This is a genomic window from Limnoraphis robusta BA-68 BA1 (assembly GCF_034932365.1).
Taxonomy (GTDB): domain Bacteria; phylum Cyanobacteriota; class Cyanobacteriia; order Cyanobacteriales; family Microcoleaceae; genus Capilliphycus; species Capilliphycus robustus.
This window is the reverse complement of record NZ_JAYGHR010000086.1, coordinates 1-22,836: the sequence shown is the minus strand read 5'-3', so window position 1 is coordinate 22,836 and position 22,836 is coordinate 1. Positions and strand designations below refer to the sequence as shown.

Genomic DNA, 22,836 nt, shown 5'->3' with positions numbered 1-22,836 from the left:
CAGAACATTATTAACCTTTAATTTGGTTTTTAATTTCAACCGAGAACTGCTTGATACATCGTTGATAAAAATCCGATAGCGTTGAAATTTTTATCCCAAAATCAGTAGAAATATTTTCCCAACTTTCCTCTGCGATAATCCGACGCCTGAATATCTCCTGAAAATTGGCTTGAGGATAACCCCGAATATGTTTGCTGGCAAAAATACCATTGACATCTTCCTCTATTGACTGTCGAACTAAATCTGATAAACTCGGAGAATTTTCACCTGATGTTAAACTGCAAGTATCTACAGAATCTGAACCCTGAATTTCCTGATTTTTTCTACCCATGACTTCACGAACTGCCTCTGTAAAAAATCGTCTTTCTAAAAGGAAATTAACCCATCGCATGACCGGAGCCTTATCGGACTTATACTTATCAATATTAGTGCAAATATAAAGCATAAGATTTTGAACCGCAATCTCATAAATTTCTGGATAGTGATCGACAAATTGACTGGGATGAGGATGACACAACCGACCCGAGTTTAAAAGTTCCTGAGTCAGTCGAGTCAGCGCAAGGCGTCGAGAACGACTGAGACGAGGGTGTTGTTGGGCTGTCAAAGCCAACTGTTTGAGGTATTCGTCCTGTTGTAGATACTGATCTCCTGAGTCCACAATTTGTGTTACTCCTTTGAGGTTGACCGCCACCATTACGGCCTTTGACTTCTCTATCAAAAATGAAAGGCTGATTTTACGTCAAGTCAGTCACAGATTAACATAATTTGATTTGAGTTGGACTCTTGATCCTCGAAACTCCAGCCCTGAAGTCTTTTCAGCCTAAACTTCCAAAAATATTCCTCCTCATCCGTAAAAATACCGAAGCCAAACCGATAGAGAAGACGAACGCCTACAACGTTCCGAGCCATGACCCGTTTTGAACCTTCTCCATCAGGGGTTCAGGCTGCATTGACTCTCGTTTATTCGATAAAGGAGTTCTGACGGATGAGGACATCTGCACTTGACATCTACTCAACCCCCCAACAACACAACCCCAGATTATTTTCTGTGGGGAAAGCTAAAACTCAATATTGGGAGAATTTCTACAACTTAAAATCACCAAAATTGCACTCAAATTCGACATCAAACTCCGAGCTAATTTTAACTCAGGTTCGCTTAGATGCAATTGAATCTGAACTGGCGACGGCTTGTTCTCGGTATATTCAACTCTGTCAAGAACTCGATGCAATGACTTTCCAGAATGAACGATATTCTTGCTGTTGTCTCGACTTAGAACGAGAGAAAACCAGCCATGAAATTTTGGCAATTATCCAGACAATTGGTCAGCTTGAACTCGAACGTATTCACATTCAATTTAAGCTGAGTTCCCTCACTTCTAATCGGGAATCAATTCACCTTTCATCTTATTAACCTTCAAGCTTTCTTTTTTAGGGGTAAACAACATGGTTTTTCTTCAAGAAACTGCATTTTTTGACACGCAAAACACGGGTATTTTAGTGGGAACTTCCAGTTCCGATCAAATTCTCGGACTAGAAGGCAATGACTTTATTTTTGGGGCTGAAGAAGCCGATCAACTCTTTGGAAATTCGGGTGCTGACACCATCTACGGACATCAAGGAAATGACCTGATTCATGGCGGTTCAGAAGCCGATCTGCTGTTCGGAGGTCAGGGAGATGACGTCATCTTTGGGGATGCTGGAAATGATACAATTTATGGGAACAAAGGAACAGATATTCTCATCGGCGGTGAAGGTGAAGATCTTTTTGTCCTGGAAATTGGATCGGGTAACTTTAACATCACGGCAACCGACCTAATTTTTGATTTTAATGTCGCGGAAGACCAGATTGAATTAAAGGATGGTTTGACCTTTGAAGACCTCAGTCTGGAAGGAACACCCGCAGGAGATACAGCAATTATAGATATTAACTCTGGGGAAATATTGGCGTTATTGCAAGGGGTAAATTCCGAGACTTTAACACCAGATATTTTTCTGCCAAATCCAAGCAATACAGATACCGAAGAACCCATTACTCTATCTCTAGCCAATGATACCGGACTCGATAATAATGATAATATTACATCCGATCCGACTCTAACAGGAACCGTTACCAATGACGTTGAAATTGCCGGATTAGAAATCAGTTTGGGTGAAGAATTTGTTTCAATAGAGGCAGATATTGCCGACGATGGTTCATTTACCCTGACTCAAAACCAGCTAGAAGAAGCATTAGATATTTCCTTCACAGATGGTATCTATACCGTACAATTACGAACCGTAGATAGTTCAGGATTGCGATCGCTAGAAGTCGCAGAAATAACGTTTACAATTGCTCCCGATGATAATAATGTTACTCCTGGGGAATTAGTGCCTCCTGGAACGGATTTTATAGAACCTACAATTACCGCCGAATTAGCCAATGATACCGGAACAAATGATAGTGATGGCATTACTTCTGATCCAACGATAACGGGAACCGCCACCGATAATTTTGGCATTGCAGAAATTGAAGTGAGTATTGGTGAAGCATTCGTTCCCATTCAAACCAACATTGCTGCGGATGGTTCATTTACCCTAACTCAAAACCAGTTAGAAGCCGCATTGAATACTTCCTTCGTAGATGACAGCTATACTGTGTTTTTACGAGCGGTTGATACCTCCGAATTGCGATCGCGAGAATTAGCAGAAGTCACCTTTACTCTTGATCCCACACCCCCAACAATTACAGCCCAATTAGCCAACGATACAGGCGATAGTAATAGCGATCGCATAACCACCGATGCAACCATTATCGGAACCGTTAGCGATGATAATGAAATTGTCGCTTTACGAGCCGGATCTGATAATAATTTATTAGATGTCACCAATCAATTAGAAGCCGATGGAGGCTTTGAATTTGACCCCTTGCAAATCGAAGCCTTCTTAGGAGAAACCCTAGTAGAGAACCAAACTTACACACTCAAACTAGAAGCAGAAGATGAGTTTGGTTTAGTTTCTCAAACCACAGTCAATTTCACTTTTGCAGATATCCCAGACGATACAACGCCAGCTATTGAACTTCCCCCTCCCGAAGAAGTTCAGATCATCAACGATGATGACAATGAAATCCCTCCCCAGACGGAAATTGAAGAACGAGAAGTTACCGAAGATCCGGGTAATACCAGCCAAGACGCTTTAGAGATAGCCGTTAGTTCCAATGGCTTAATGTACAGCGAGCAACTCAGTGGTGATGACTTAGAAGACATTTATACTTTCACATTAGGAGCAGCCGGGAATATTTCCATAGACCTAAACGGTTTAAGTAGCGATGCGGATCTATTCCTATTAGATAGCAACCAAACCATTATTGACAGTTCCGAAGTGATCGGAATTACTTCAGAGTCAATTACTCGACCAATCGAAGCCGGAACCTATTTTATTCAGGTCAAATCCTTTGATGGTGAAACAACAGATTACGATCTCAACGTTGCCTTTACCTCACGCATTCCGGGTATTGATCTAACGGGTTCAAATGAGGGATTATTTGAGATCCAAAGCAGCGAATCTAGTCAATTAATTAATCTAGAACCATCACCAGCCGATCCGAACTTAGAAAGCTTCCGAACCGACCCCCGTTTTGAAGGAATTGATGGCAGTAACTTCTCGGTTGTAATTATTGACACGGGTATCGATTTAGATCACCCCTTCTTCGGCCCAGACAATAATGGAGATGGCGTCGCCGATCGCATTGTTTACCATCAAGACTTCTTCGATACCGATGGAGATAAACGAGGAGTCGATAGCAATGGTCACGGTTCCCATGTTTCCAGTATTATCGCCTCCGAAGATAACCTCTATCCCGGCATCGCTCCGGGAGCGAATATTATTCACTTGAAAGTGTTCCCCGATGGTGGAGGAGGGGCAAGTCCTGCGGCTCTCGAACAAGCGTTATCCTGGGTGGTTGAGAATACCGACGAGTTTAATATTGCCAGCGTGAATATGTCATTGGGTGGTTTCAACTTTTCAGAAGCCATAACACCCGATCTCCTCGAAGCCCTTGACGATCCGACGTCACCGAGTATCGTCGAAGAATTTGCAGAAGATTTTTCTGGAATCTCTCAACTTTTAGAAGAAATCGTTGCTCAGGATGTTATCGTTGTTTCCGCATCGGGTAATAATTTCTTTGGCTCGGCCAGTGTACCGGGTGTAGCCTATCCCTCAGCCGATATCAACTCTCTGTCCGTTGGTGCAGTCTGGGATCGTGAAACTGATGATATTACATTCTGGGATAGTGGTGCTATCGACTTTACCGCCGACGCCGATCGCATTGCCAGTTTCTCTCAACGTGACCCCATTTTAACTGATATCTTTGCACCCGGGCCATTTAGCATCGGAGCCGATGCAGATGGCGGAATCACCACTGAGGGAGATACCAGTCAAGCGGCGGCTCATATTTCAGGAATTGCGGTTCTGGCTCAACAACTGGCGGTGGAAACACTCGGACGCCGTTTAACTTTTGATGAATTCCGCACGTTAATTCAAGATACAGGTGAGACGATCTTTGATGGTGATGACGAAGATGATAACGTTGTCAATACCGAAGAAGAATACAAACGAGTTGATGTGTTGGCTTTGGGTGAAGCCATTTTAGAACTTGAGCCGACAACAGAACTTCCAGAAGAACCCGGTTTAGTTCGTTATGACTTTGCTTACCTCTACGATGGCGAAAGCTTTGATAACGATTACTACTTCGGTTATACCTACGCAGAACCCGGCACCTTTAACCTCAACACCTTGTACGATGACTTCTTTCTAACCAACGAAACCGGTTCTAACGGTTTGTACTTCGTGTTTGATAATAGCGGCGAAGTTCCCGATGATGCCATCTTAAATTGGGTTTATGTAGATACCTACGTCGATCAAGATAGCACTGGCGAAGTCTTCACACCGTTCTACTTTGAAAACGGCTTTGCTTCCGGTTTCAATGGTCTGGGTAGCGAGTATGATTTCATCAGTTTAGAAGATGGAACTTTCGACGACTTTGGTTTGGATTTTTATGATGCCAACGGAGTTGAGCAGATCTTTAGTAATACTCGCTTTACCCGAACCGACTATCTTGCTAATAGTGTCCCTGGAGATCTGGTTAATGCTGATCTCGATAATGATGGTGCCGATGAATTAATTGTTGCCAATACTGACGATTTTGATAGCGGTTTCTCCATCCTGTTCAATGAAGGAGATGGTACCTTTGAACGACCCCTTGATTTTACAACCGATTTCTTCTCATCTGGAGCGGGAGATGATCCTTCCTTAGATGTGGGTGATATTGATGGGGATGGTAACATTGATTTGATTGCTGTTAACCCAGACACTAACGAAGTTTCGATCTACTTTAATGAGGGTGACGGCGACTTATTCACTCCATCAACCTTTGATGCAGGCGCTCGCCCCGTTATTAGCGAAACGGCTGATATTGATAGCGATGGTAACACCGACGTTGTGTTGATCAACTCCGAAGAATTTGACTTCCCCTTCTATACTGGAGACAGTCTATCTGTGTTATTTAACCGGACGGATAATAGCAATGTCACTCTGCCAGCAGGTGAAGGGGTTCGAGATGTGGTTGCGGCTGACTTAGATGGAGATGGGGATGTTGACTTGGCGACAGCAAACGAAGTTGAGAATACCGTATCGGTACTATTCAACCGGGGAAATATTACCTTTACTTTACCGTTGACCTTCAATGTCGGAGATCGTCCGGTAAATATTGTAGCCGATGATTTTGATGGCAATGGAAGCATCGATCTGGCGACGTCTGACTTTGGTTCGGATACCGTTTCTGTGTTAAGAAATAGTGGCAATGGCTTCTTTGCTCCGGCTGTACTTTATGAGACCAATGAGTTTCCAAGTACCATGACTTCAGGTGATATTGATGGAGATGGCGACTCCGATCTGGTGATGCGAAATTCAGTGTTCTTTGATGATGGCGATCGCGAAGGAAACTTGATTTCTGTTCTGCTCAATAATGGCGATGCTACATTCAGCGCTCCCATCAGTTTTACCGTTGGAGAAGTACCGGTTGGACTCATCCTTGAAGATCTCGATGATAACGGTAAGCTCGATATTGCCACATCCAACTTGGAAAGTCAGGATGTTACGGTTTACTTACAATCCTAGAAAATTTTAGAGCAAATACACCTCAGAAACTCGGTTTCTCTGTGTGCCACATGATTTATTTAATGGGGTAATCTCACAAGATTGCCCCTTTTTTTTTTCAAGACAGATAAGCCTAGCTTGTTTCGGGGATCAATAAAAATTTTATGAATAAATTGGTTAAATATGTTACTTGCATAAGTTAAAGAGTCTTGGAGATATTCAAGGGATATTTTTTTGTAAATCAATACTCTTTTTATAAAGAAAATTGTTAAAAATATGACTTGCATAAGTCAAAGTCTCTGAGAGATATGTAGAGTCAAAGGGTGCTTTACAAGCAACTTTTTAATCTAAATAGATTCAGGATTTTGAAAAAAATGAAATTTTCTAAGTTGCTAATTCCTACGGCATTTAGCCTTATTTGTCTTGCAATTTTGACCGAAAAAGAGGTTTTATCTGAAGATTTAACCTCATTAACAACTCACCCATCCCATTCAATTTCAGATGTTTTTATAGATATAAAACAGATTTATTCAAATACATCAGATGTAGCAGATAATGGAACACCAGAATCTGAAGCAACGGGTTCTCAAGGTCAATAGCATCCCTGGAGTCATCTATCTTCAGAGAGATAAAAATTGAATAAATTTAGCCAACCGATAGAGGACAAGATCTCAATTATTCAGATAGACTATTCGTTAGTATTCCCAAAGTTTGGAGTCAATGATATGAGTTGGTTAGGTAGACTGTTTGGTAAAAAGGAAGAAGAGAAAGCCAAAAACTCAAAAACAGCAAAAACATCAGTTGCTCAAGCTCCCGCAGCAACAGGGGGTGGTTCTATTCCTTCAGAAAGAGTAGGTTTAAATGGAGAATATGATGAAAGTGGCTTGGCAAAACGAGTCGCTTATGCGTTTGATCAAGATAATCAACTTGATGATATTGAAACACTCTGGGTAGCGCAAACAGGTAGCACAGTCGTTCTCAAAGGAAAAGTTCCCAGTCAAGATCTTTTAAATAAAATGGTTTCTGTTGCCAAAAAAGTCGATGGTGCAGCTAGCGTCGATACTTCTCAAGTGACAGTGAGTTAACCCAACTAAAAAACAGAACAAAAAAGCACTATTTGAGTCGGGCTATTTTGCTCAATAGTGCTATTATATGGATGTAGGTAAACATCATAAATCACCGATTTTTTAATTTGACGAGAGTATTAACTGAAAAGGTTAGAGAAAATTTTCAAGAAGAATAACAATGGAAGAATCTAAACAAACTTCATCTGCTCAATCTAAACCAGAAACATCCTCTAATGGAGATTTAGGAAGCTGCATCTCGGAAACACTAATAGATTTTCAAGGGGTGATTGATAGCAGTTTGGGTGTGGCAAGCCAAGTCGTGCAAGCGAGCGCTATACAAGTTCAACAACTCTTTGAAGAAGCAATTAAAGGAACGGGAAATACAATGGCAGCGATCGCTGAAAATCCCGTTGTAAAAATCATCACCAAATTCTTTGGCGGAGATTGGCTAAAAGTAATATTGGGTCAAGTCAATATTGAAGAAGCCGAAGGAAAAGTCAAAAAATTGCGGCAAAAATATCCCGATGAAACTGCCGATCAAATTGCCCACCGGATCATGGTGGACAAGTCAATACAAGGTGCAGGAATTGGATTAGCTACAAATTTTATTCCTCCTTTAGCGGCGGCACTTTTTGCCATAGATTTAGCGACAACAACTCGACTACAAGCGGAAATGGTTTATGAAATAGCAGCCGCTTATGGTTTAGATCTAAATAATCCAGAACGTCGGGGAGAAGTCTTAGGAATTTTTGGCTTATCTTTGGGCGGTTCTAGTGCTTTAAAAGTGGGATTTGGTGTGATCGAAGTTATTCCCGGTATTGGTGCATTTGTCGGGGCTTCTTCTAACGCTGTTATGCTGTATGCACTGGGTTATGCGGCTTGTCGGTTTTATGAAACCAAACTTCAACCCGATGGCGCAAAATTAACGCCGACTGAGTTTTATAAAGAACAGGAAGACTATTTCAAAAAAGCGTTCAAACAAGAAGAAATTATGGATCAAATTCTGGTTCATACAGTCTTAGCAAGTTCCCCGGAAAAATCTTGGTCTGATGTCGTCTCTGAACTGTTACAGCAGGGAAATTTCAACTCACAAACGGCTGATACTATCGAAAATCACCTAAAAAATCATCAGTCATTAGAAAGTTTATTGCAGCAACTCCATCCTGATTTTGCTCCTTCTACCTTGATGCAATGCTATCGAATTGCTCAAGCTGATGGTGTGATTACAGCCAAAGAACGGAAAGTTTTAGAGGCAATTGCTGATCAATTTGACTTAAACCTGAATGAAATAGAGGAAAACTATCAAACTCAATTGAGCCAACAAGCTTCACAACTATAACTGTATCTCTGAAGATAGGGTGAATGAATCTATCCGGCGGTAGAAGTAGGATAGATCAGCACTAGATAAACTAAGAAGGTCTAGTAAAAGTATTTAAAGAGAGTGAATTAATAAGTGAGTATTGATCTGGTTGGTGGTTTAACCCCTGTTTTTCTGTGCTTTCACCTAAACTGTGAATTGAAGTCAGAAAATCAGGGGCTTTTTATTCAAGATGCAAATGATGAGTTGATATAAAGGAGTTAATAATGGCAACCGAATCTTCCCCAAATTTTCCCGCTCAAAATCAGCCTGAATATCAAACAAAAGTTATTCCAGATACACCTGTAGCAGAGACGAAGGATGCAGTTCCTGAAGGTCACGATACAGAAAGTATTGCCGATGCGGCGGGAATTGATATACCCGATGGTGAACCTCTAGAAGTTAAATCAAAGCTAGATGAACGAGACGAAAAACGATGGCAACTTGATCCAGATTCGGCGGAAGATCATTAATGAGTTAGCGGATTTTTTAACTCTTTAAAGTCGGAGTATTTGAGGGACGCAAGGGGGGCGTCCTGAAGAATAATATTTGCTGTAATTAAAGTCATTAATCGATAGTAATACCCTTAGACTGATCGCAATTCTATAGAAAGGTTGGTAAAATAAGAGATTGGTTTTTTGATTTTCGTATTCCAGTAATCACTACCTAATCATCCAGAGATTTTCCAACTTATATCAAAAGGAAGATGAATCTCTTCTCAAGCTGCGTAACTATAGAAGACAGGTTTTACAAATCCTGTGTAAGAGAGAGAGAAAACGATGCCTATCACATTAACCGATGCCAAACGAGCTACACTTGCTGAAAAGCTAGCAAGTATGCGAGAAATTCAAAATTTAATTGTGGCGAATGAGCGTCAATTTATTCAAGAATGCAGCGATAATGATATTCGCAGTCGTTTGCAGGATATGCTCGAAGATGACGAGAAAAACTTGGGCATCATTGAAACAGTAATTACTCAGTACGGGAATCCTGCTGAACCGAAAGAAACAGTTCAAAAAATGGTGAACCACGCACAAGAAATGATGCAAGGTTCTGAGTTGAATTTGTATGAAAAAATGGCTCAACATGAACTGCTCAAGCATGGTCAAGTTCTGTCGGGTTTAATCGTTCATAAAGCAGCACAAGTTGTTGGTGCTGATGTGCAGGAAGCTCTCGCACCTTTAAATGCAGTAAACTTTGAAAATCGCGCTCATCAAGAGCAATTAAAAGGCATTCTAGAATATGTGGGTACTCGTGAACTCACGGGTCAAGAACCCGATGATGGCTTTTGGGCGCAAATTCAAGACGCATTAGCCGCCATGACAGGTGTATTAGGAAGTGCAGCAACTCAAGCTTCTGATGCTTCTGATATGGATATTTTGACCTTGATTTTCATGGATCATCAAAAGACAAAAACACTGATTCGTGAAATTGAAAAGAGCAAAGATCCCAATAAAATTCAGGAGTATTTTGGACAGCTTTACAAAGACCTAACTGCTCACGCTAAAGCGGAAGAAGAAGTTGTTTATCCCCGTGTTCGTTCCTTCTACGGTGAAGCCGATACTCAAGAACTTTACGACGAACAAGCTGAACTCGAAAAAGTTCTCAATGAAATGAAAAACAGCGAACCCACCGCCGAAGCTTTCCCACATCTGTTAAAGCGTGTTAAAGATATGGTTGGCGATCATACTCGTCAAGAAGAAAGCACCATGTTTGCGGCAATTCGGAAGAACATGAATGATAGTCAACGTGAGCAGATGGCAACTGAGTTTAAAGAAGCGAAGAAACGCTTGCAAACTCAAATGAAATAATCTCGAACTGAAAAACCCGAGACGGAGTTTTTGATGCTGTTAAAATAATCTAAAATCTCGGAAAAAAACAGCAAATTTCAACGAATTTCAAGAGTGCTATCTGGATCGGCAAGCCGGAAAAACATCTAATATTGTGCTAATTTCCGGCTTTTTCTATTGTATAATCTTTTCAGACTTCGCCACAGTAATCTGACTTAACCCTCTAAGATTTTAGGAGTTAACCATGACAATTACACCTGATCAAATTCCCGCACAACATCAAGAAAGAAAACCCGGATTAGAGTCAGAAATGACTCCTAAACCTGAATACGACGATCCGAATTATAAAGGCAGTGGTAAACTGCAAGATAAAGTTGCTTTAATTACAGGTGGCGATAGTGGTATTGGCCGTTCGGTTGCAGTGTATTATGCAAAAGAAGGTGCTGATGTTGCTATTGTTTACTTAAATGAAACTAACGACGCTCAAGAAACGAAAAAAGCCGTTGAAGCTCAGGGTCGGCGTTGTTTATTAATCGAAGGTGATATTCGTAACGAAAGCTTTTGTCAGGAAGCTGTTAAAAAAACCGTTGATGAGTTCGGTAAGCTCGATATTCTCGTTAACAATGCTGCTGAACAATATTATGAACCGAGCATTGAGGAGATTGACTCAGCTCGACTGGGTAGTATTTTTGCGACTAATATTTTCTCAATGTTTTACTTCACGAAAGCAGCTATGCCTCACTTAAAAGAGGGTAGCACGATCATCAACACCACTTCAATTAATGCTTATAAGGGTAATGCTTCTTTGTTAAGCTATTCTAGCACAAAAGGGGCGATTTTAGCCTTTACTCGCTCCCTTTCTCAACCTTTAATTGAGAAAGGCATTCGGGTTAATGGTGTTGCTCCAGGCCCCATTTGGACACCTTTTATTCCTGATGCTTTTGGTGGCGATGATGTGAGTAATTTTGGCAAGCAAGTCCCGATGAAACGTCCGGGTCAGCCTAAAGAAGTTGCTCCCTGTTTTGTCTTTTTAGCCTCTGAAGATTCCTCATATATGGCGGGACAAGTTCTTCATCCGAATGGCGGTGTTGTCGTCAATGCCTAAATCAATTAATTGACCAAGATCCGGGATTTTTCCCGGATCTTTTAGTTAGAAAATATGAAATTATGATTCAACATTTACCTAAAAAATCTCAATCATTTTGGCTCGATTTCACATCAGCCTCTAACTTTCCTTCCCTCTCTCAAAATATCTCCGTAGATGTTGCAATTGTTGGGGGAGGTTTAGTCGGAATTAACGCTGCGAAGTTACTCAAACAAGCGGGAAAAACTGTTGCTATTTTAGAAGCCGAAGAAGTGGCGGCTGGCGTGTCGGGACATACAACAGCTAAAATAACCTCATTACACCAGCTTATTTATGCAGACTTAATTAAGCAGATAGGTGAACAAAAAGCGCGTTTATATGGCGAATCTAATCAAGCCGCAATTGAACAATATGCAAGGATTATTCAAAGTGAACAAATCGACTGTGACTTTGAACGTAAAGACGCTTATACCTTCGCATCTTCTATTGAAAACTTAGATAAAATTAAAGATGAATTAGAAGCCGCAGTTCAACTCGGACTACCCGCTTCTTTTGTTAAGGAAACAGACTTACCCTTTGAGATAGCCGGATCTGTAAAATTTTCCAATCAAGCTCAATTTCATCCCCGGAAATACGTTCTACATTTAGCTAAAACGATACAGGGTGAAGGAAGCTACATTTTTGAACAAACTCGGGTTAAAACAGTTGAAGGAGAAAACCCCTGTAAAGTCATCACAGAAAATGGCTATATTGTCACTGCTCAAGATGTCATTGTTGCCACAAATTTACCGATTTTAGATCAAGGATTATTCTTTGCTAAATCCTATCCTAAACGCTCTTATTTAATCGGAGCTTGGATTGATCCAGCCCAAGATCCGGGAGGAATGTTTATCGGTTCTGGTCAAGATTATCAATCGATTCGGACTACTCCCCACGACGGAAAAACACTGCTGATTATTGGTGGAAAAGGACATAAAGTTGGCGAAGCTGAGGATACAGAAATCCTGTACAAACAACTAGCTGATTATGCTAATTCTACCTTTGGAGTCGAAGAAATTGCCTATCGATGGTCAACTCAGGATATGGTATCTTTTGATAAATTGCCTTATATTGGCAAGCTAACTCCCTTCAATAATCATACCTATGTCGCAACAGGTTTTAGTCTGTGGGGAATGAGCAAATCAATGATCTCAGCAATGATATTATCTGACCTCATTTTAGGTAAAGAAAACCCTTGGGCGAACCTTTATGATGCGACTCGTCCGACACCATTTGTGACTCAAGAATCGATTAAACAAAATCTTGATGTCGGTATACATTGGGTTGGCGATCGCTTAAAAGGTCTGTTAGATTCTCCTGAAAAAGTTGGCATCGGTGAAGGTCAAGTTGTTACCGAAAATGGTGATAAAATAGCCGCTTATCGAGATGAGTCCGGCACCTTACATAAAGTGTCGGCTGTGTGTACCCATTTAGGATGTATTGTCTCTTGGAATCCGGCCGAAAAAAGTTGGGATTGTCCTTGTCACGGCGCTCGTTATAACTGTGAAGGAGAAGTGATTCAAGCTCCTGCTGTTAGTGATTTGAAAAAATACTAATCATCTAAAAACACAAAATTGGAGATTGCTAAACCTAAGTAATCTCCAAGAAAAGTCAGGGTAAATAAAAGGTTTAAAAAATGCGTCAGTTATGGGTTAAAGTACCAAACGGTCAAGGAAAAAAAGTTCTTAGTATTGCTGAAGCTCATCAAGGGATTAACTTAGCTCGGTTCGCCGTGATTGATGACCAAGAGTCACAAGAATTAGTGTTAATTCACGTCTCAAATAAACAAGTTGAAAGTCTGCTAAACCAGTTAGATAATATTCCCAATTTAGAGGTTACTTTGATTCCTCATGGTATCATTGCTCTCCATCCTCCCGCTTCCGAAGCTGCTGAACAAATCAAAGAAGTACAAGAACGCAGTCCCATTGAAATCTTCCTCGGAGGCTTACAAAGTGTAGGCTCTTGGCGAGGATTTTTAGGTTATGCAGGACTCGCCGGAGTTGTGGTTTGGATTGGTTTATTTACGAATACTAATTATTTGCTGGTTGCCGCGATGTTAATTGCTCCTTTTGCCGGGCCAGCAATGAATGTTGCCATCGCCACTTCCCGAGGGGATTTAAAATTACTATGGCGGAGTTTATTGCGTTATTTTGTAGCAATTATTGTCACGGTTTTAGTAGCAGCAATTTTGAGTTTAATTCTCCGTCAAGAAATCCCCACGAGCTTGATGCTGAGTAACAGCCAAATCTCCGCCGTAGCCGTTTTACTTCCGATAACAGCAGGAGCGGCAGGAGCGATTAATTTAATGCAGTCAGAACGCAGTAGTTTAGTATCAGGAGCGGCGACTGGAATGCTCGTAGCTGCTTCTCTCGCTCCGCCTGCGGGGACGGCAGGTATGGCACTGTCTCTCGGAAGAATGGATATTTTTATCGGCAGTGTTTTTTTAGTCCTATTGCAACTGGTTGGGATTAATTTATCGGCAGCACTTTTGTTTCGTTTTTATGGAGGTTTATCGCCGAAAGGAGCGCGTTACAATCGCGGCAAACAATGGGTATTTCCGATTACTTTAGGAGTGACAACTTTAGCATTAATTGGATTGCTCAATTGGCAATTTATCAATTCACCCGCTTTTGAACGTTCCAGTCGCGCTCAACGGGCTACGGCAGATATTCAACAAGTCGTTAAAGATAATCCGTTAGTGAAACTTGTTGAAGCTAATGTTCGCTTTACACGCTCAAATATTGAAGCACAAGATACATTACTTTGTGTCCTGTATGTACAACGAGATACAGGTGTAACAATCTCCAAAGATCAAATTAGTGAACGTCTCACCCGTGAGATTCAAAATTATGTGAATGAAGCCGGATATAACGTCACGCCTTTAGTGCAGGTTACTGTTCTTGATCCTCCCAGTTTATTGTAAATAATTTTTGATAGAATCTAGCCAAAAGAGACGTGCCGCAACACGTCTCTAGAGTGGAGTTGAATTCAGACTCCTTAGTCTTTGTGAACTTTAATAATTAATCCACCTCAACCAGTTCAATGTCAAAAATTAGGTTCTCATCTCCAAAAGAAGAATTAACAACAGACAGGACTATATTTGATTCCGAAATCTCCATAATTATAGCGGGGATTGAGGCATGAACATTCGGCACACGAACATAAACTTGTTGACCGACTTCAATTGATATATCGGCGGGCAAACTTTGCCGATCAAAAACAAGAGTTGATTCTCGATCAGAAGAATTATAAGCTTGTTTTGCGGGAATATTTATTGTTTTCGATTCTCCCGGAGTCATACCCACAATTGCCTGTTCTAAGTTAGAGACCACCTCTCCTTCTCCTACACAAAACTCTAAAGTTTCGTTATTCGTTGAAGAACTCAATACATCACCATTTTCAAGTTTGCCAACGTAGTTTACTTTGACTTGACTACCGACTTTAGCCTGTGACATTTCTTTTTTCTCCCATTGTTTTAAATGGTTTTAATTTGATAAAAATTCCTTAAAATTAGCCTCTTTCTTTGGATGTTATAAACAAAATAAATCTAGAAACGGAGCAAGCGTTCCTTTTATTAATCATCTACTAACAGCCCTGGATTTTAAAATTTGCTTCTATCGATTCAGAAAAGTTTTGTACTTTTCTACTCCTCAAAAATCTTGCTCATCCTTTGATTATCTAATATATAGAAAACCACTACATCACTCTTGGGTTAGATCTTGGTGTACCTCGCTCGATTCTGATCGGATAACTCCCCAAGAAAAATAATTGCTTCTACTTATAGAGAAGCGGCTCGTAAAATCGGCGCTATTATAAAGATAATGGATGAGATTAGTGATATCATTGAAAATTAATAGTCACAGGATAGAGTCAATAAAACTATTACCATTCCCTCGGGTTATAACCCTCGGACGAATTTAATCCGTGTGTGATGATTTTGAGAAAAATATTCTCTAAGTTTTATAAGATGTCTAGCTTTCTAGTGACTACTGATTGACAACCATCAACTCATTAATGTCCTTAAATGCTACCGTTTGATAACTGGTTGAGTGTAATTCTGTTGATTGGGGTTAGCATCACCGTTGTAATCCTGATTGTTTTGTATGTTCAAGGTGTATTTCGCCGACGAATTCACTACAAAATCTTTAACTTTCCTTCCCCAACTGCTCCTGATTTTTCCCCGACGGTTGCGAGTTTATCAGATTCTTTTATCAGCAGCGCTGAGGCGACAAAATTTTGGGTAAAAGCTGATGAAATTCAACCCGCTCGTTTAAATGCAATTCGTTGCGCCCAACATCGAATTCTGTTTGAAACCTATATTATGACTCCAGGCGAACGAGCAGATGCTTTTGCAACAGCACTGATTGAAAAAGCAAACGCTGGGGTAACAGTACAAGTTGTTGTTGATAGTTATGGTGCCAAATCTGTTCCTGAACGATACTGGAAAAATTTAGAACTCAGTGGGGTAGAAGTTCGCTTTTTTAATCCCTTTAGTTTGCGCTCACCTTACGATTATCTCAAACGTAGTCACCGCAAATTACTCTTAATTGATGATCAAATTGCTTTGATTGGCGGCGCCGGAATTTCTGACTATTGGGATGGTATTCCCGAACAAGGAGATCGAGCGCCTTGGTTTGATTTTGAAGCTCAATTTGAAGGACCAGTTGTTGAACGTTTGCATGGTCTTTTTATTCAGCATTGGCTCGACTCAGGAACAACAATTGATCTGGGTAAAAATCCTTTAACTCAAAGTTCAAATCAAACATTACAAACCTCTCTACCAACGGTATTAATAACTTCCGGTGAAGATCCGTCTTATCGAGATTCTTCTATTCGCGCTCTTTACCAAATGTTAGTGATGTCGGCTCAAAGTCGAATTTGGATTGCTAGCCCTTATTTTTTGCCTTTTTCTAATATCCAAAACTTGCTTATTGATGCCAAACATCGAGGGGTAGATGTGCGAATTTTAACGATGGGTTCAAAAACAGATAAACCCTTTGTTCATTATTCAGCTCGGGAACTTTATAAAAAATTACTCCAGGAAGGAATAGAGATTTATGAATATCAACCCAGTATGATGCACGGGAAAACCGTGTTAATTGATGACAGTTGGGTAAGTATGGGAAGCGCCAACTTTGATCCGCGTAGTTTTTGGAGTAATGATGAGTTAAATGTCTCCACTGCACAACCTTTTTTATGTCAAAATGTTGAAAACTTTCTTTCAAATGGTTTTCGTGAAAGTCACTGCATTAGTTATCAAGAATGGAAACGCCGTCCTCTGATTCAAAAAATTCGCGGGAAAGTCATGCTATTATTTTATTTGCTGTTATAACATGGGTTAACACTAGCATCATCTAGCGACCATTTTAAATTATGCTCAAAGGCTTTAAACAAACGCGAATCATTCCTCACTTTCTCACCTTTATTTTTAGCTTGTGTTTCGTTCTATTTACCCTCAAACCCGCTTTAACAATTCCTCCCCCAGTCAGGGAAATTCGCGGAGTTTGGCTCACCAATATTGATAGCGATGTTTTATTTTCTAGACGGGGAGTTACAGAAGCCTTAAATCGCTTAAAAACCCTCAATTTTAACACCATCTATCCAACAGTTTGGCAAGGCGGTTATACCCTCTATCCCAGTGCAGTCGCTCAACAATATTTCGGACAATCTCTCGATCCCACACCCGGCTTACAAAGACGAGATGTTTTACAAGAATTAGTCACCCAAGGACATCAAAAAGGATTAAGCGTTATTCCTTGGTTTGAGTTTGGATTTATGGCACCTGCTAACTCAGATTTAGCCCAACAACATCCCGACTGGCTGACTCGTCGTTTGGATGGAACATTGATTAAAAAAGAGGGAAATGACGAACGAGTTTGGCTGAATCCTTTTCATCCTGAAGTCCAACAATTTATCCTCGATTTAATTGCGGAAATTGTCACAAACTATAAGATAGACGGGATTCAATTTGATGACCATTTTGGTTTACCCTCTGAATTGGGTTATGATGAATATACCGTGAATCTTTATCAAGCCGAACATCAAGGAAAATCACCCTCAGAGGATTTTTTTGAAACTTACTGGGTGCGGTGGCGAGCCGATAAAATTAACCAATTTGTGAAACGGGTATTTGAAACCGTTAAAGCTATTGATCAAGATTGTATCATTTCCCTTTCTCCTAATCCGCTTCATTTTGCTTTACCTGCTTATTTGCAAGATTGGTTTACTTGGGAAAGAAAGGGTTGGATCGAAGAAATTGTTTTACAAGTTTATCGTCCTGATTTAGAACGGTTTATCACCGAGTTAGAACGCACAGAAGTAGAACTCGCCAAAAATCATATTCCCTTTGCTGTGGGAATTTTAAGCGGCTTAAAAAATCGTCCAACACCCATAAACACAATAGAAAAACAAGTGCAAGAAACTCGTCAACACCAATTAGCCGGAGTCTCTTTTTTCTTCTATGAAAGTCTCTGGAATTGGGCGGAAGAAACCCCAGCAGAACGTCAAAATAAACTGCAAAAACTCTTTCCTACTCAAGCTTTACGTCCCTCGGTTTATGGATTAAATTAAACAGAGGAATTAAATACAAATAAAACGCATAGGGAAGACAGCTAAAATCACTCATCAATAGCGTTACTGGAACTAACCCCGCAATATTCCAAGGAATTAAAGGAGAGATCACGACAACGGTATTTTCCAGATCAACAGCTAATTGATTATTATTGAGTTTTAAGCTTTGATATCTTTTTTGTACGAGTTGTTGGGTGAGTAAAATAGCGATGGTTTGTGTACAACCATAGGCGGCTGAAACAGTTCCGATGAACATTGTCGCTAAAAATAATTGTCGTTGAGATTTGGCTTTGTTTAAAAACAGTTCAATGAAGTTTAAAATATGAGTTTCGGCTAATATTCCGGCTAAAGCTGTCGAGACAATCACAATTAAAACGACTTTTGACATGGCAATCATTCCGCCTCCAATTAAAATTGATTGTAACGGAGAAGGTTCATTCAGATAAAATCCCCTCAAGGTAAAATCCAATAATTCCAGAAGACTGTATTGTTGATAAAATATAGCAATCACACTCGCAATTCCGATACTAATGATCATGGAAATTTTGACTTCTACTTGAAAAACTGCTAAGATAAAGATGACTAGCGCAGGTAATAATAAAAGCGGCTGAGGATTGAAAGTTTGAAGAAGTTCTGAGTGCAAAATTGTATTTGTGATTGAGATGGGATACAATTGTGATAATATTAAATAGATAAAACTTGTGACAATAAAGGGAATTAATCCCGTTTTAATCATATTTTTAATATTAGTATAAAGTTGAGTTTGAGTCAGACTCGCGATTAAATTCGCACTCGATGACATCGGAGAACAGCGATCGCCAAAATAAGCCCCAGAAAGAATCGCTCCCGCCACTAAATTTGAATTTACCGCACTGTTACTCGCCATAATCATTAAAGCAATACCAATCGTTCCCACGGTTCCAAAGGAAGTCCCAATTAAGAGAGAAACCAAACTTGTTAACAGGAACGCTAATAGGATAAAATAGTTAGGGTTAATGATTTGAATGCCATAATAAACTAAACTTGGCACTGTTCCGGCTGTCATCCAAGTCGAAGTCACGGCGCCAATTAAAAGTAAAATGATGACAACAGAAAAAGACTTCTTCGCACCTGAAAAAGCCATTTGCATTAAGTCTTTAAGTAAAAAGCCTCGCCTCAGCAGAACAGCGATCCAAAGCAGTGTAGAAGCCAATAAGGAATAAAAAATAAAGTACCCTTTGAGGGTACTAAAAACTAACAAGATAAAAGATAAAATTAGGGTAACAAGTAAATCCATGCACTTCAGTAGATCACAGAGGAGACTAGAGACGGAATACGATGTTTAGAAGTTTTCTGACTCCATCAAGATGAATTGATATATTAACCAACTTAAAAACAAAAAGAAAGGCCAAAACTTTATCTTTTTTAGGGCTTGAATTGAGTCAGGATAAGTTCGATATCCATCCCAAATAACTCAAAAATGCTTTTTCTTTTTTTTGGTGAGTCTGATGCACCCCAATCAAGCAATTTAGTTAGAGTTTCTAATCCTCAACTCCTTTAAATCATCGTTGGCTTCCGTTTCCGTTTCCGTTTCCGTTTCCCTTGGGTTTAATTGCTGTTTTTTCTCGTATTTTTCCAGCCAATCTCGCCCCAACTGAATCGTCACATCAGACTCTAAAAATCCGGTACTTTCAACCACCACTTGTCCAAATCCTAAAGCCCGTTGAATCGCTTCTGCACTCTGAGTATCGCCATCTTGAGCAACAATTCGAGTCACATCTAAAGGCTGAGTCCAGGGTTTAGCAACCTTAACATTCCAGAATCCGTCTTCGTTAAGTTCCACCACAAAACCATCAACCGCAGCCCAATCATCTGTGCTATCTTGAATCGCAATTCTCAAATCTCGGCTATCAACATTTTCAAAGCGCCAAGAATCATAGCCAAAATCAAAATGTTTAGCCAAAATTGCATCTAAGCGGCTGTAGTCTGGTAGCCAATAACTGGCTTTATAATCTTCGGGATCGCTAAATTTCCCCGGAACCATCAACATCTCAATATCTTCGGGCTTGACGTGACTGGCAAAATTCACCAACGCCACTAATTCCTCTAAGCTTAAATTCGTATCGATATGAGACTGAATAATCGAAACGAGCTTCGGAAGTCGGGAAATCGTCCCCACATTTAACGCCTGTTCCATGAAAGCTCGCATCAACATTTGCTGTCGCTGAACCCGCCCAATATCGCCTAAACTATCCTGACGAAATCTCAAAAATTGCAACACTTGAGCGCCATTAAGGTGATGTTGACCCTGTTCCAAATTGATATATAAATGTTGGCTATCATCGCTATATTTCATATCCTTGGGAACATAAACATTTACACCTCCCAAAGCATCAATCAATTTTTCAACACCGAGAACATTCACCCGAACATAGCGATCAATACCCACCCCACCTAACAGTTCACTCGTTGCTTTTGCACTCAAAGCAGGGCCGCCAGAATAGTTCGCATCATTAATTTTAGTCATCCCTATTCCCTCAACATAGGTACGAGTATCACGGGGAACAGACAAAACTTTCAGCTTCTTTTCTGCCGGGTCAAACCTCAGCAACAGCATCGTATCCGATAACCCTTTAAACGAATCTACAACGGCGTGATATCCCAAATCTTCCTGTGATTCATCTTCCAAGTCAGACGTGAGAACCTTAATCCCTAAAACCAGAATATTAACGGGACGAGTTAACTCAGGAAAACGCAAATTTCCCCGAGCCATTTGACCCTTAGAAAACACAGCCGCCTCTTCCGGTGTCAGCTTTTGCTGCATCAACGGCGTGGTTGACAGGGAAACGGCGAGTAATGCGCCTGCGGTTGCAGAGATTGTGGCAACTCCCGTTAAGCCTAAAGCCAATCCTAGCCATCTTCCGGGGCCTGATTGGGTGAATTTCTTGAGAACAGGTTGAGCAGTTCGATGTTGGCGCAATAAATGGTTATGATTTCTACGAGCAGACACAGGCTTCCTCACACGCAAGATAAGGTTTTTACAAAAAAAAGAGTAGTTTTGATCAGATCTGAAAACCGGGAAAAACTGTCTCCAGACTTAAGAAAGATGTTTGCCAAGCAACCGTTCCGCCAGTTGACTCATTCCTGGCAACCATAGGGGCTGACGTTGCCAAAGGCGAATCATTAACCCAAAACAGACTATAAAATAACTTGTGGTCAACACGCTACTACCGAGCAATAGAGGCAGGCTCCAAATTTCCACCGCACTAGAGCCAGCCTCCAATGCCAAATGTCCGAGTAGCCAGCCCAGAGCCAAGGTCACAGCTAACCGACTGGTGCGGAGATGTTGCGGTGTTCCCTGACGGCGATATAAACTCCAAAGTGCAGGGAATACACCAATCACAGGAACCAAATATACAAACAGTCGAACGTGTTGGTCATCCGGATATTCTAGGGGATCGATTTTATTCATAGAACCTCTTGTCGCTCCTTAGGCTTTCCATCAATACAAGTATATGTGACACTCTCACGTCAAGCGAAGCGCTGTGACGTGAGCTTCTAAGGTCGCTCTTAGAAGTTCCTGCTTCGTAGCCCGACTATTATCTAAGGCTCCACAGGCTGACACCGTGAGACCCACGGCGTTTAATGCTTTTAACAAAATGTTAATCGCGGCGTTTTCGTCTCTATCCATCGACCGATTGCATTGAGGGCATTGATGAAGACGAACCGATAAAGTCTTCGGAACTTTCATTCCACAACTTGAACAATTTTGCGAGGTATTGTGAGGATTCACCTTGACCAAATGGACTCCGTATTTAACTACCACTGATTCCAGGATGGCAATGAATCTTCCCCAGCTCACATCGTAGATAGATTTAGCTAATCTTGTTCGAGCTAAACCACGAATATTCAAGTCTTCTACTGCTATCAAATCATATTTACGGCATAACAAATGGGCAATTTGATAATGAAACTTTTCCCGATGACGAGCGATTCTTTGATGAATCTTCGCCACGCGGACTTTGGCTTTAGTACGGTTTTTCGAGCCGTCTTTTTTCCTTGTTAACGCTCTCTGTTGACGGGCTAAGTGTTTCTGCGCCTTGCGATAAATCTGAGGCACTGGCACAAATTCACCCGTGCTTGTTGCCAAAAACTCTTTAAGACCCAAATCGACTCCAACAGCTGATTTCACTTCGTCCAGTGGCTTGGCTTCTGGAATTGTTGAGTCAACAGCCGAAATTGATACATAATAACCATCTGCCTTGAAACAGATGGTTGCTGTTTTTAAGGTAAATTCATCAGGAATCGGTCGATGGAGGATAATGGGAATCCGACCAATTTTAGGAATCCGAAGAATATTGCCTTCCAGAAAACAAACTGCTTTAGGGTGATTGACTCTAGAAAAACTGAAGCTTGGTTGTTCTCCTCGCTTCTTGAATTTTGGCCGACCTCCCCTTTTGCCCGTTTTGTCGGGAATCAGCCACCTCTTCCATGCGGTATCTAGCCTAGCAAGATTCATCTGCTGAACTTCAGAATAGATGGCAGCATATTCAGGAAACAGCTTTTTGGTTTCCTTGAGGGCTGATTGCTGAAAGTAATAATCTATTCGCTCTGATATGTCTCCGATTGGTTCGGAAATGATGGAGCATCGGTCAACCTGACACCTTGTACGATTTAGCCAGTCTAAGCGTTGCGATAAAGCAAAATTCCAGTGCCGACGCAGTAACTCGCTCCAGGTTTCCATTGTGGCAACCTGTTCGGGAGTGGGTTTAATTCGGTACTGGAATGTGATTATCATTAAAGCAATTATAGCAC

General features: G+C 40.8%; 19 protein-coding genes. 12 read left to right on the top strand and 7 right to left on the bottom strand.

The features are described 5' to 3' along the window. Positions 1–10: 10 nt before the first annotated feature. Together VB836_RS25300 and VB836_RS25295 are read right to left on the bottom strand one after the other, a co-directional pair. Entirely contained in the window at positions 11–658 is a 648-nt protein-coding gene (locus VB836_RS25300; RefSeq protein WP_323223646.1) for a hypothetical protein, read from the bottom strand. Positions 659–744: 86 nt separating this feature from the next. Beyond that, positions 745–909, bottom strand: coding sequence for a hypothetical protein (locus VB836_RS25295; RefSeq protein ID WP_323223645.1), 165 nt, complete (start codon positions 907–909; stop codon positions 745–747). A gap of 76 nt (positions 910–985) precedes the next feature. Here VB836_RS25295 and VB836_RS25290 point away from each other — a divergent pair, with 76 nt between their 5' ends. The 10 genes from VB836_RS25290 to VB836_RS25245 all read left to right on the top strand — a co-directional run bounded on the left by VB836_RS25290 (position 986) and on the right by VB836_RS25245 (position 14,395). Next, positions 986–1,411, top strand: a complete 426-nt coding sequence (locus tag VB836_RS25290; protein WP_323223643.1) for a hypothetical protein — start codon at positions 986–988, stop codon at positions 1,409–1,411. 32 nt (positions 1,412–1,443) lie between these two features. Further along, positions 1,444–6,156: a S8 family serine peptidase gene (locus VB836_RS25285; RefSeq protein ID WP_323223641.1), complete on the top strand. Its 4,713-nt coding sequence runs from the start codon at positions 1,444–1,446 to the stop codon at positions 6,154–6,156. Positions 6,157–6,509: 353 nt separating this feature from the next. Beyond that, positions 6,510–6,734, top strand: coding sequence for a hypothetical protein (locus VB836_RS25280; RefSeq protein ID WP_046278017.1), 225 nt, complete (start codon positions 6,510–6,512; stop codon positions 6,732–6,734). Positions 6,735–6,770: 36 nt separating this feature from the next. Then, positions 6,771–7,220, top strand: a complete 450-nt coding sequence (locus VB836_RS25275; protein ID WP_456085768.1) for a phospholipid-binding protein — start codon at positions 6,771–6,773, stop codon at positions 7,218–7,220. 160 nt (positions 7,221–7,380) lie between these two features. After that, positions 7,381–8,541 (top strand): hypothetical protein, encoded by a 1,161-nt coding sequence (locus VB836_RS25270; protein WP_323223639.1) that lies wholly within the window; start codon positions 7,381–7,383, stop codon positions 8,539–8,541. A gap of 245 nt (positions 8,542–8,786) precedes the next feature. Beyond that, entirely contained in the window at positions 8,787–9,032 is a 246-nt protein-coding gene (locus VB836_RS25265) for a DUF6335 family protein (RefSeq protein WP_323223638.1), read from the top strand. 306 nt (positions 9,033–9,338) lie between these two features. Then, positions 9,339–10,370: a hemerythrin domain-containing protein gene (locus VB836_RS25260; protein WP_323223636.1), complete on the top strand. Its 1,032-nt coding sequence runs from the start codon at positions 9,339–9,341 to the stop codon at positions 10,368–10,370. Positions 10,371–10,593: 223 nt separating this feature from the next. Beyond that, on the top strand, positions 10,594–11,454 hold the full coding sequence (locus tag VB836_RS25255; protein WP_323223634.1) for an SDR family oxidoreductase: 861 nt from the start codon (positions 10,594–10,596) through the stop codon (positions 11,452–11,454). Positions 11,455–11,516: 62 nt separating this feature from the next. Next, a complete protein-coding gene (locus VB836_RS25250) occupies positions 11,517–13,028 on the top strand; it encodes an FAD-dependent oxidoreductase (protein ID WP_323223632.1) in 1,512 nt (503 codons plus the stop codon). Positions 13,029–13,108: 80 nt separating this feature from the next. Continuing rightward, positions 13,109–14,395, top strand: a complete 1,287-nt coding sequence (locus VB836_RS25245) for a DUF389 domain-containing protein (protein WP_323223630.1) — start codon at positions 13,109–13,111, stop codon at positions 14,393–14,395. Positions 14,396–14,492: 97 nt separating this feature from the next. Here the strand turns inward: VB836_RS25245 and VB836_RS25240 are convergent, their stop codons facing one another. Beyond that, positions 14,493–14,927 (bottom strand): FKBP-type peptidyl-prolyl cis-trans isomerase, encoded by a 435-nt coding sequence (locus VB836_RS25240; protein ID WP_323223628.1) that lies wholly within the window; start codon positions 14,925–14,927, stop codon positions 14,493–14,495. 569 nt (positions 14,928–15,496) lie between these two features. Here VB836_RS25240 and VB836_RS25235 point away from each other — a divergent pair. Beyond that, positions 15,497–16,804 (top strand): phospholipase D-like domain-containing protein, encoded by a 1,308-nt coding sequence (locus VB836_RS25235; protein WP_323223626.1) that lies wholly within the window; start codon positions 15,497–15,499, stop codon positions 16,802–16,804. 41 nt (positions 16,805–16,845) lie between these two features. Next, positions 16,846–18,042: a glycoside hydrolase family 10 protein gene (locus VB836_RS25230; protein WP_323223625.1), complete on the top strand. Its 1,197-nt coding sequence runs from the start codon at positions 16,846–16,848 to the stop codon at positions 18,040–18,042. Here the strand turns inward: VB836_RS25230 and VB836_RS25225 are convergent. The 4 genes from VB836_RS25225 to VB836_RS25210 form a co-directional block, all read right to left on the bottom strand. Next, positions 18,002–19,318, bottom strand: coding sequence for a Na+/H+ antiporter NhaC family protein (locus VB836_RS25225; protein WP_323223623.1), 1,317 nt, complete (start codon positions 19,316–19,318; stop codon positions 18,002–18,004). The genes VB836_RS25230 and VB836_RS25225 overlap by 41 nt on opposite strands. Positions 19,319–19,549: 231 nt before the next feature. Then, a complete protein-coding gene (locus tag VB836_RS25220; RefSeq protein ID WP_323223621.1) occupies positions 19,550–21,031 on the bottom strand; it encodes an LCP family protein in 1,482 nt (493 codons plus the stop codon). An 87-nt stretch (positions 21,032–21,118) separates the two neighbouring features. Further along, positions 21,119–21,493 carry a hypothetical protein gene (locus VB836_RS25215; RefSeq protein ID WP_046279577.1) on the bottom strand — a complete coding sequence of 125 codons (375 nt, stop codon included), beginning with the start codon at positions 21,491–21,493 and terminating at the stop codon, positions 21,119–21,121. Positions 21,494–21,547: 54 nt separating this feature from the next. Next, the coding region (locus tag VB836_RS25210; protein ID WP_323223618.1) for an RNA-guided endonuclease InsQ/TnpB family protein at positions 21,548–22,836 on the bottom strand (1,289 nt) is incomplete at its 5' end.

What these genes read in the sequence shown, in the direction of transcription:
- VB836_RS25295 (WP_323223645.1), bottom strand. Translation starts at nt 909, where the DNA reads ATGGCTCGGAACGTTGTAGGCGTTCGTCTTCTCTATCGGTTTGGCTTC.
- VB836_RS25290 (WP_323223643.1), top strand. Translation starts at nt 986, where the DNA reads ATGAGGACATCTGCACTTGACATCTACTCAACCCCCCAACAACACAAC.
- VB836_RS25285 (WP_323223641.1), top strand. Translation starts at nt 1,444, where the DNA reads ATGGTTTTTCTTCAAGAAACTGCATTTTTTGACACGCAAAACACGGGT.
- VB836_RS25280 (WP_046278017.1), top strand. Translation starts at nt 6,510, where the DNA reads ATGAAATTTTCTAAGTTGCTAATTCCTACGGCATTTAGCCTTATTTGT.
- VB836_RS25270 (WP_323223639.1), top strand. Translation starts at nt 7,381, where the DNA reads ATGGAAGAATCTAAACAAACTTCATCTGCTCAATCTAAACCAGAAACA.
- VB836_RS25265 (WP_323223638.1), top strand. Translation starts at nt 8,787, where the DNA reads ATGGCAACCGAATCTTCCCCAAATTTTCCCGCTCAAAATCAGCCTGAA.
- VB836_RS25260 (WP_323223636.1), top strand. Translation starts at nt 9,339, where the DNA reads ATGCCTATCACATTAACCGATGCCAAACGAGCTACACTTGCTGAAAAG.
- VB836_RS25255 (WP_323223634.1), top strand. Translation starts at nt 10,594, where the DNA reads ATGACAATTACACCTGATCAAATTCCCGCACAACATCAAGAAAGAAAA.
- VB836_RS25250 (WP_323223632.1), top strand. Translation starts at nt 11,517, where the DNA reads ATGATTCAACATTTACCTAAAAAATCTCAATCATTTTGGCTCGATTTC.
- VB836_RS25245 (WP_323223630.1), top strand. Translation starts at nt 13,109, where the DNA reads ATGCGTCAGTTATGGGTTAAAGTACCAAACGGTCAAGGAAAAAAAGTT.
- VB836_RS25240 (WP_323223628.1), bottom strand. Translation starts at nt 14,927, where the DNA reads ATGTCACAGGCTAAAGTCGGTAGTCAAGTCAAAGTAAACTACGTTGGC.
- VB836_RS25235 (WP_323223626.1), top strand. Translation starts at nt 15,497, where the DNA reads ATGCTACCGTTTGATAACTGGTTGAGTGTAATTCTGTTGATTGGGGTT.
- VB836_RS25230 (WP_323223625.1), top strand. Translation starts at nt 16,846, where the DNA reads ATGCTCAAAGGCTTTAAACAAACGCGAATCATTCCTCACTTTCTCACC.
- VB836_RS25225 (WP_323223623.1), bottom strand. Translation starts at nt 19,318, where the DNA reads ATGGATTTACTTGTTACCCTAATTTTATCTTTTATCTTGTTAGTTTTT.
- VB836_RS25215 (WP_046279577.1), bottom strand. Translation starts at nt 21,493, where the DNA reads ATGAATAAAATCGATCCCCTAGAATATCCGGATGACCAACACGTTCGA.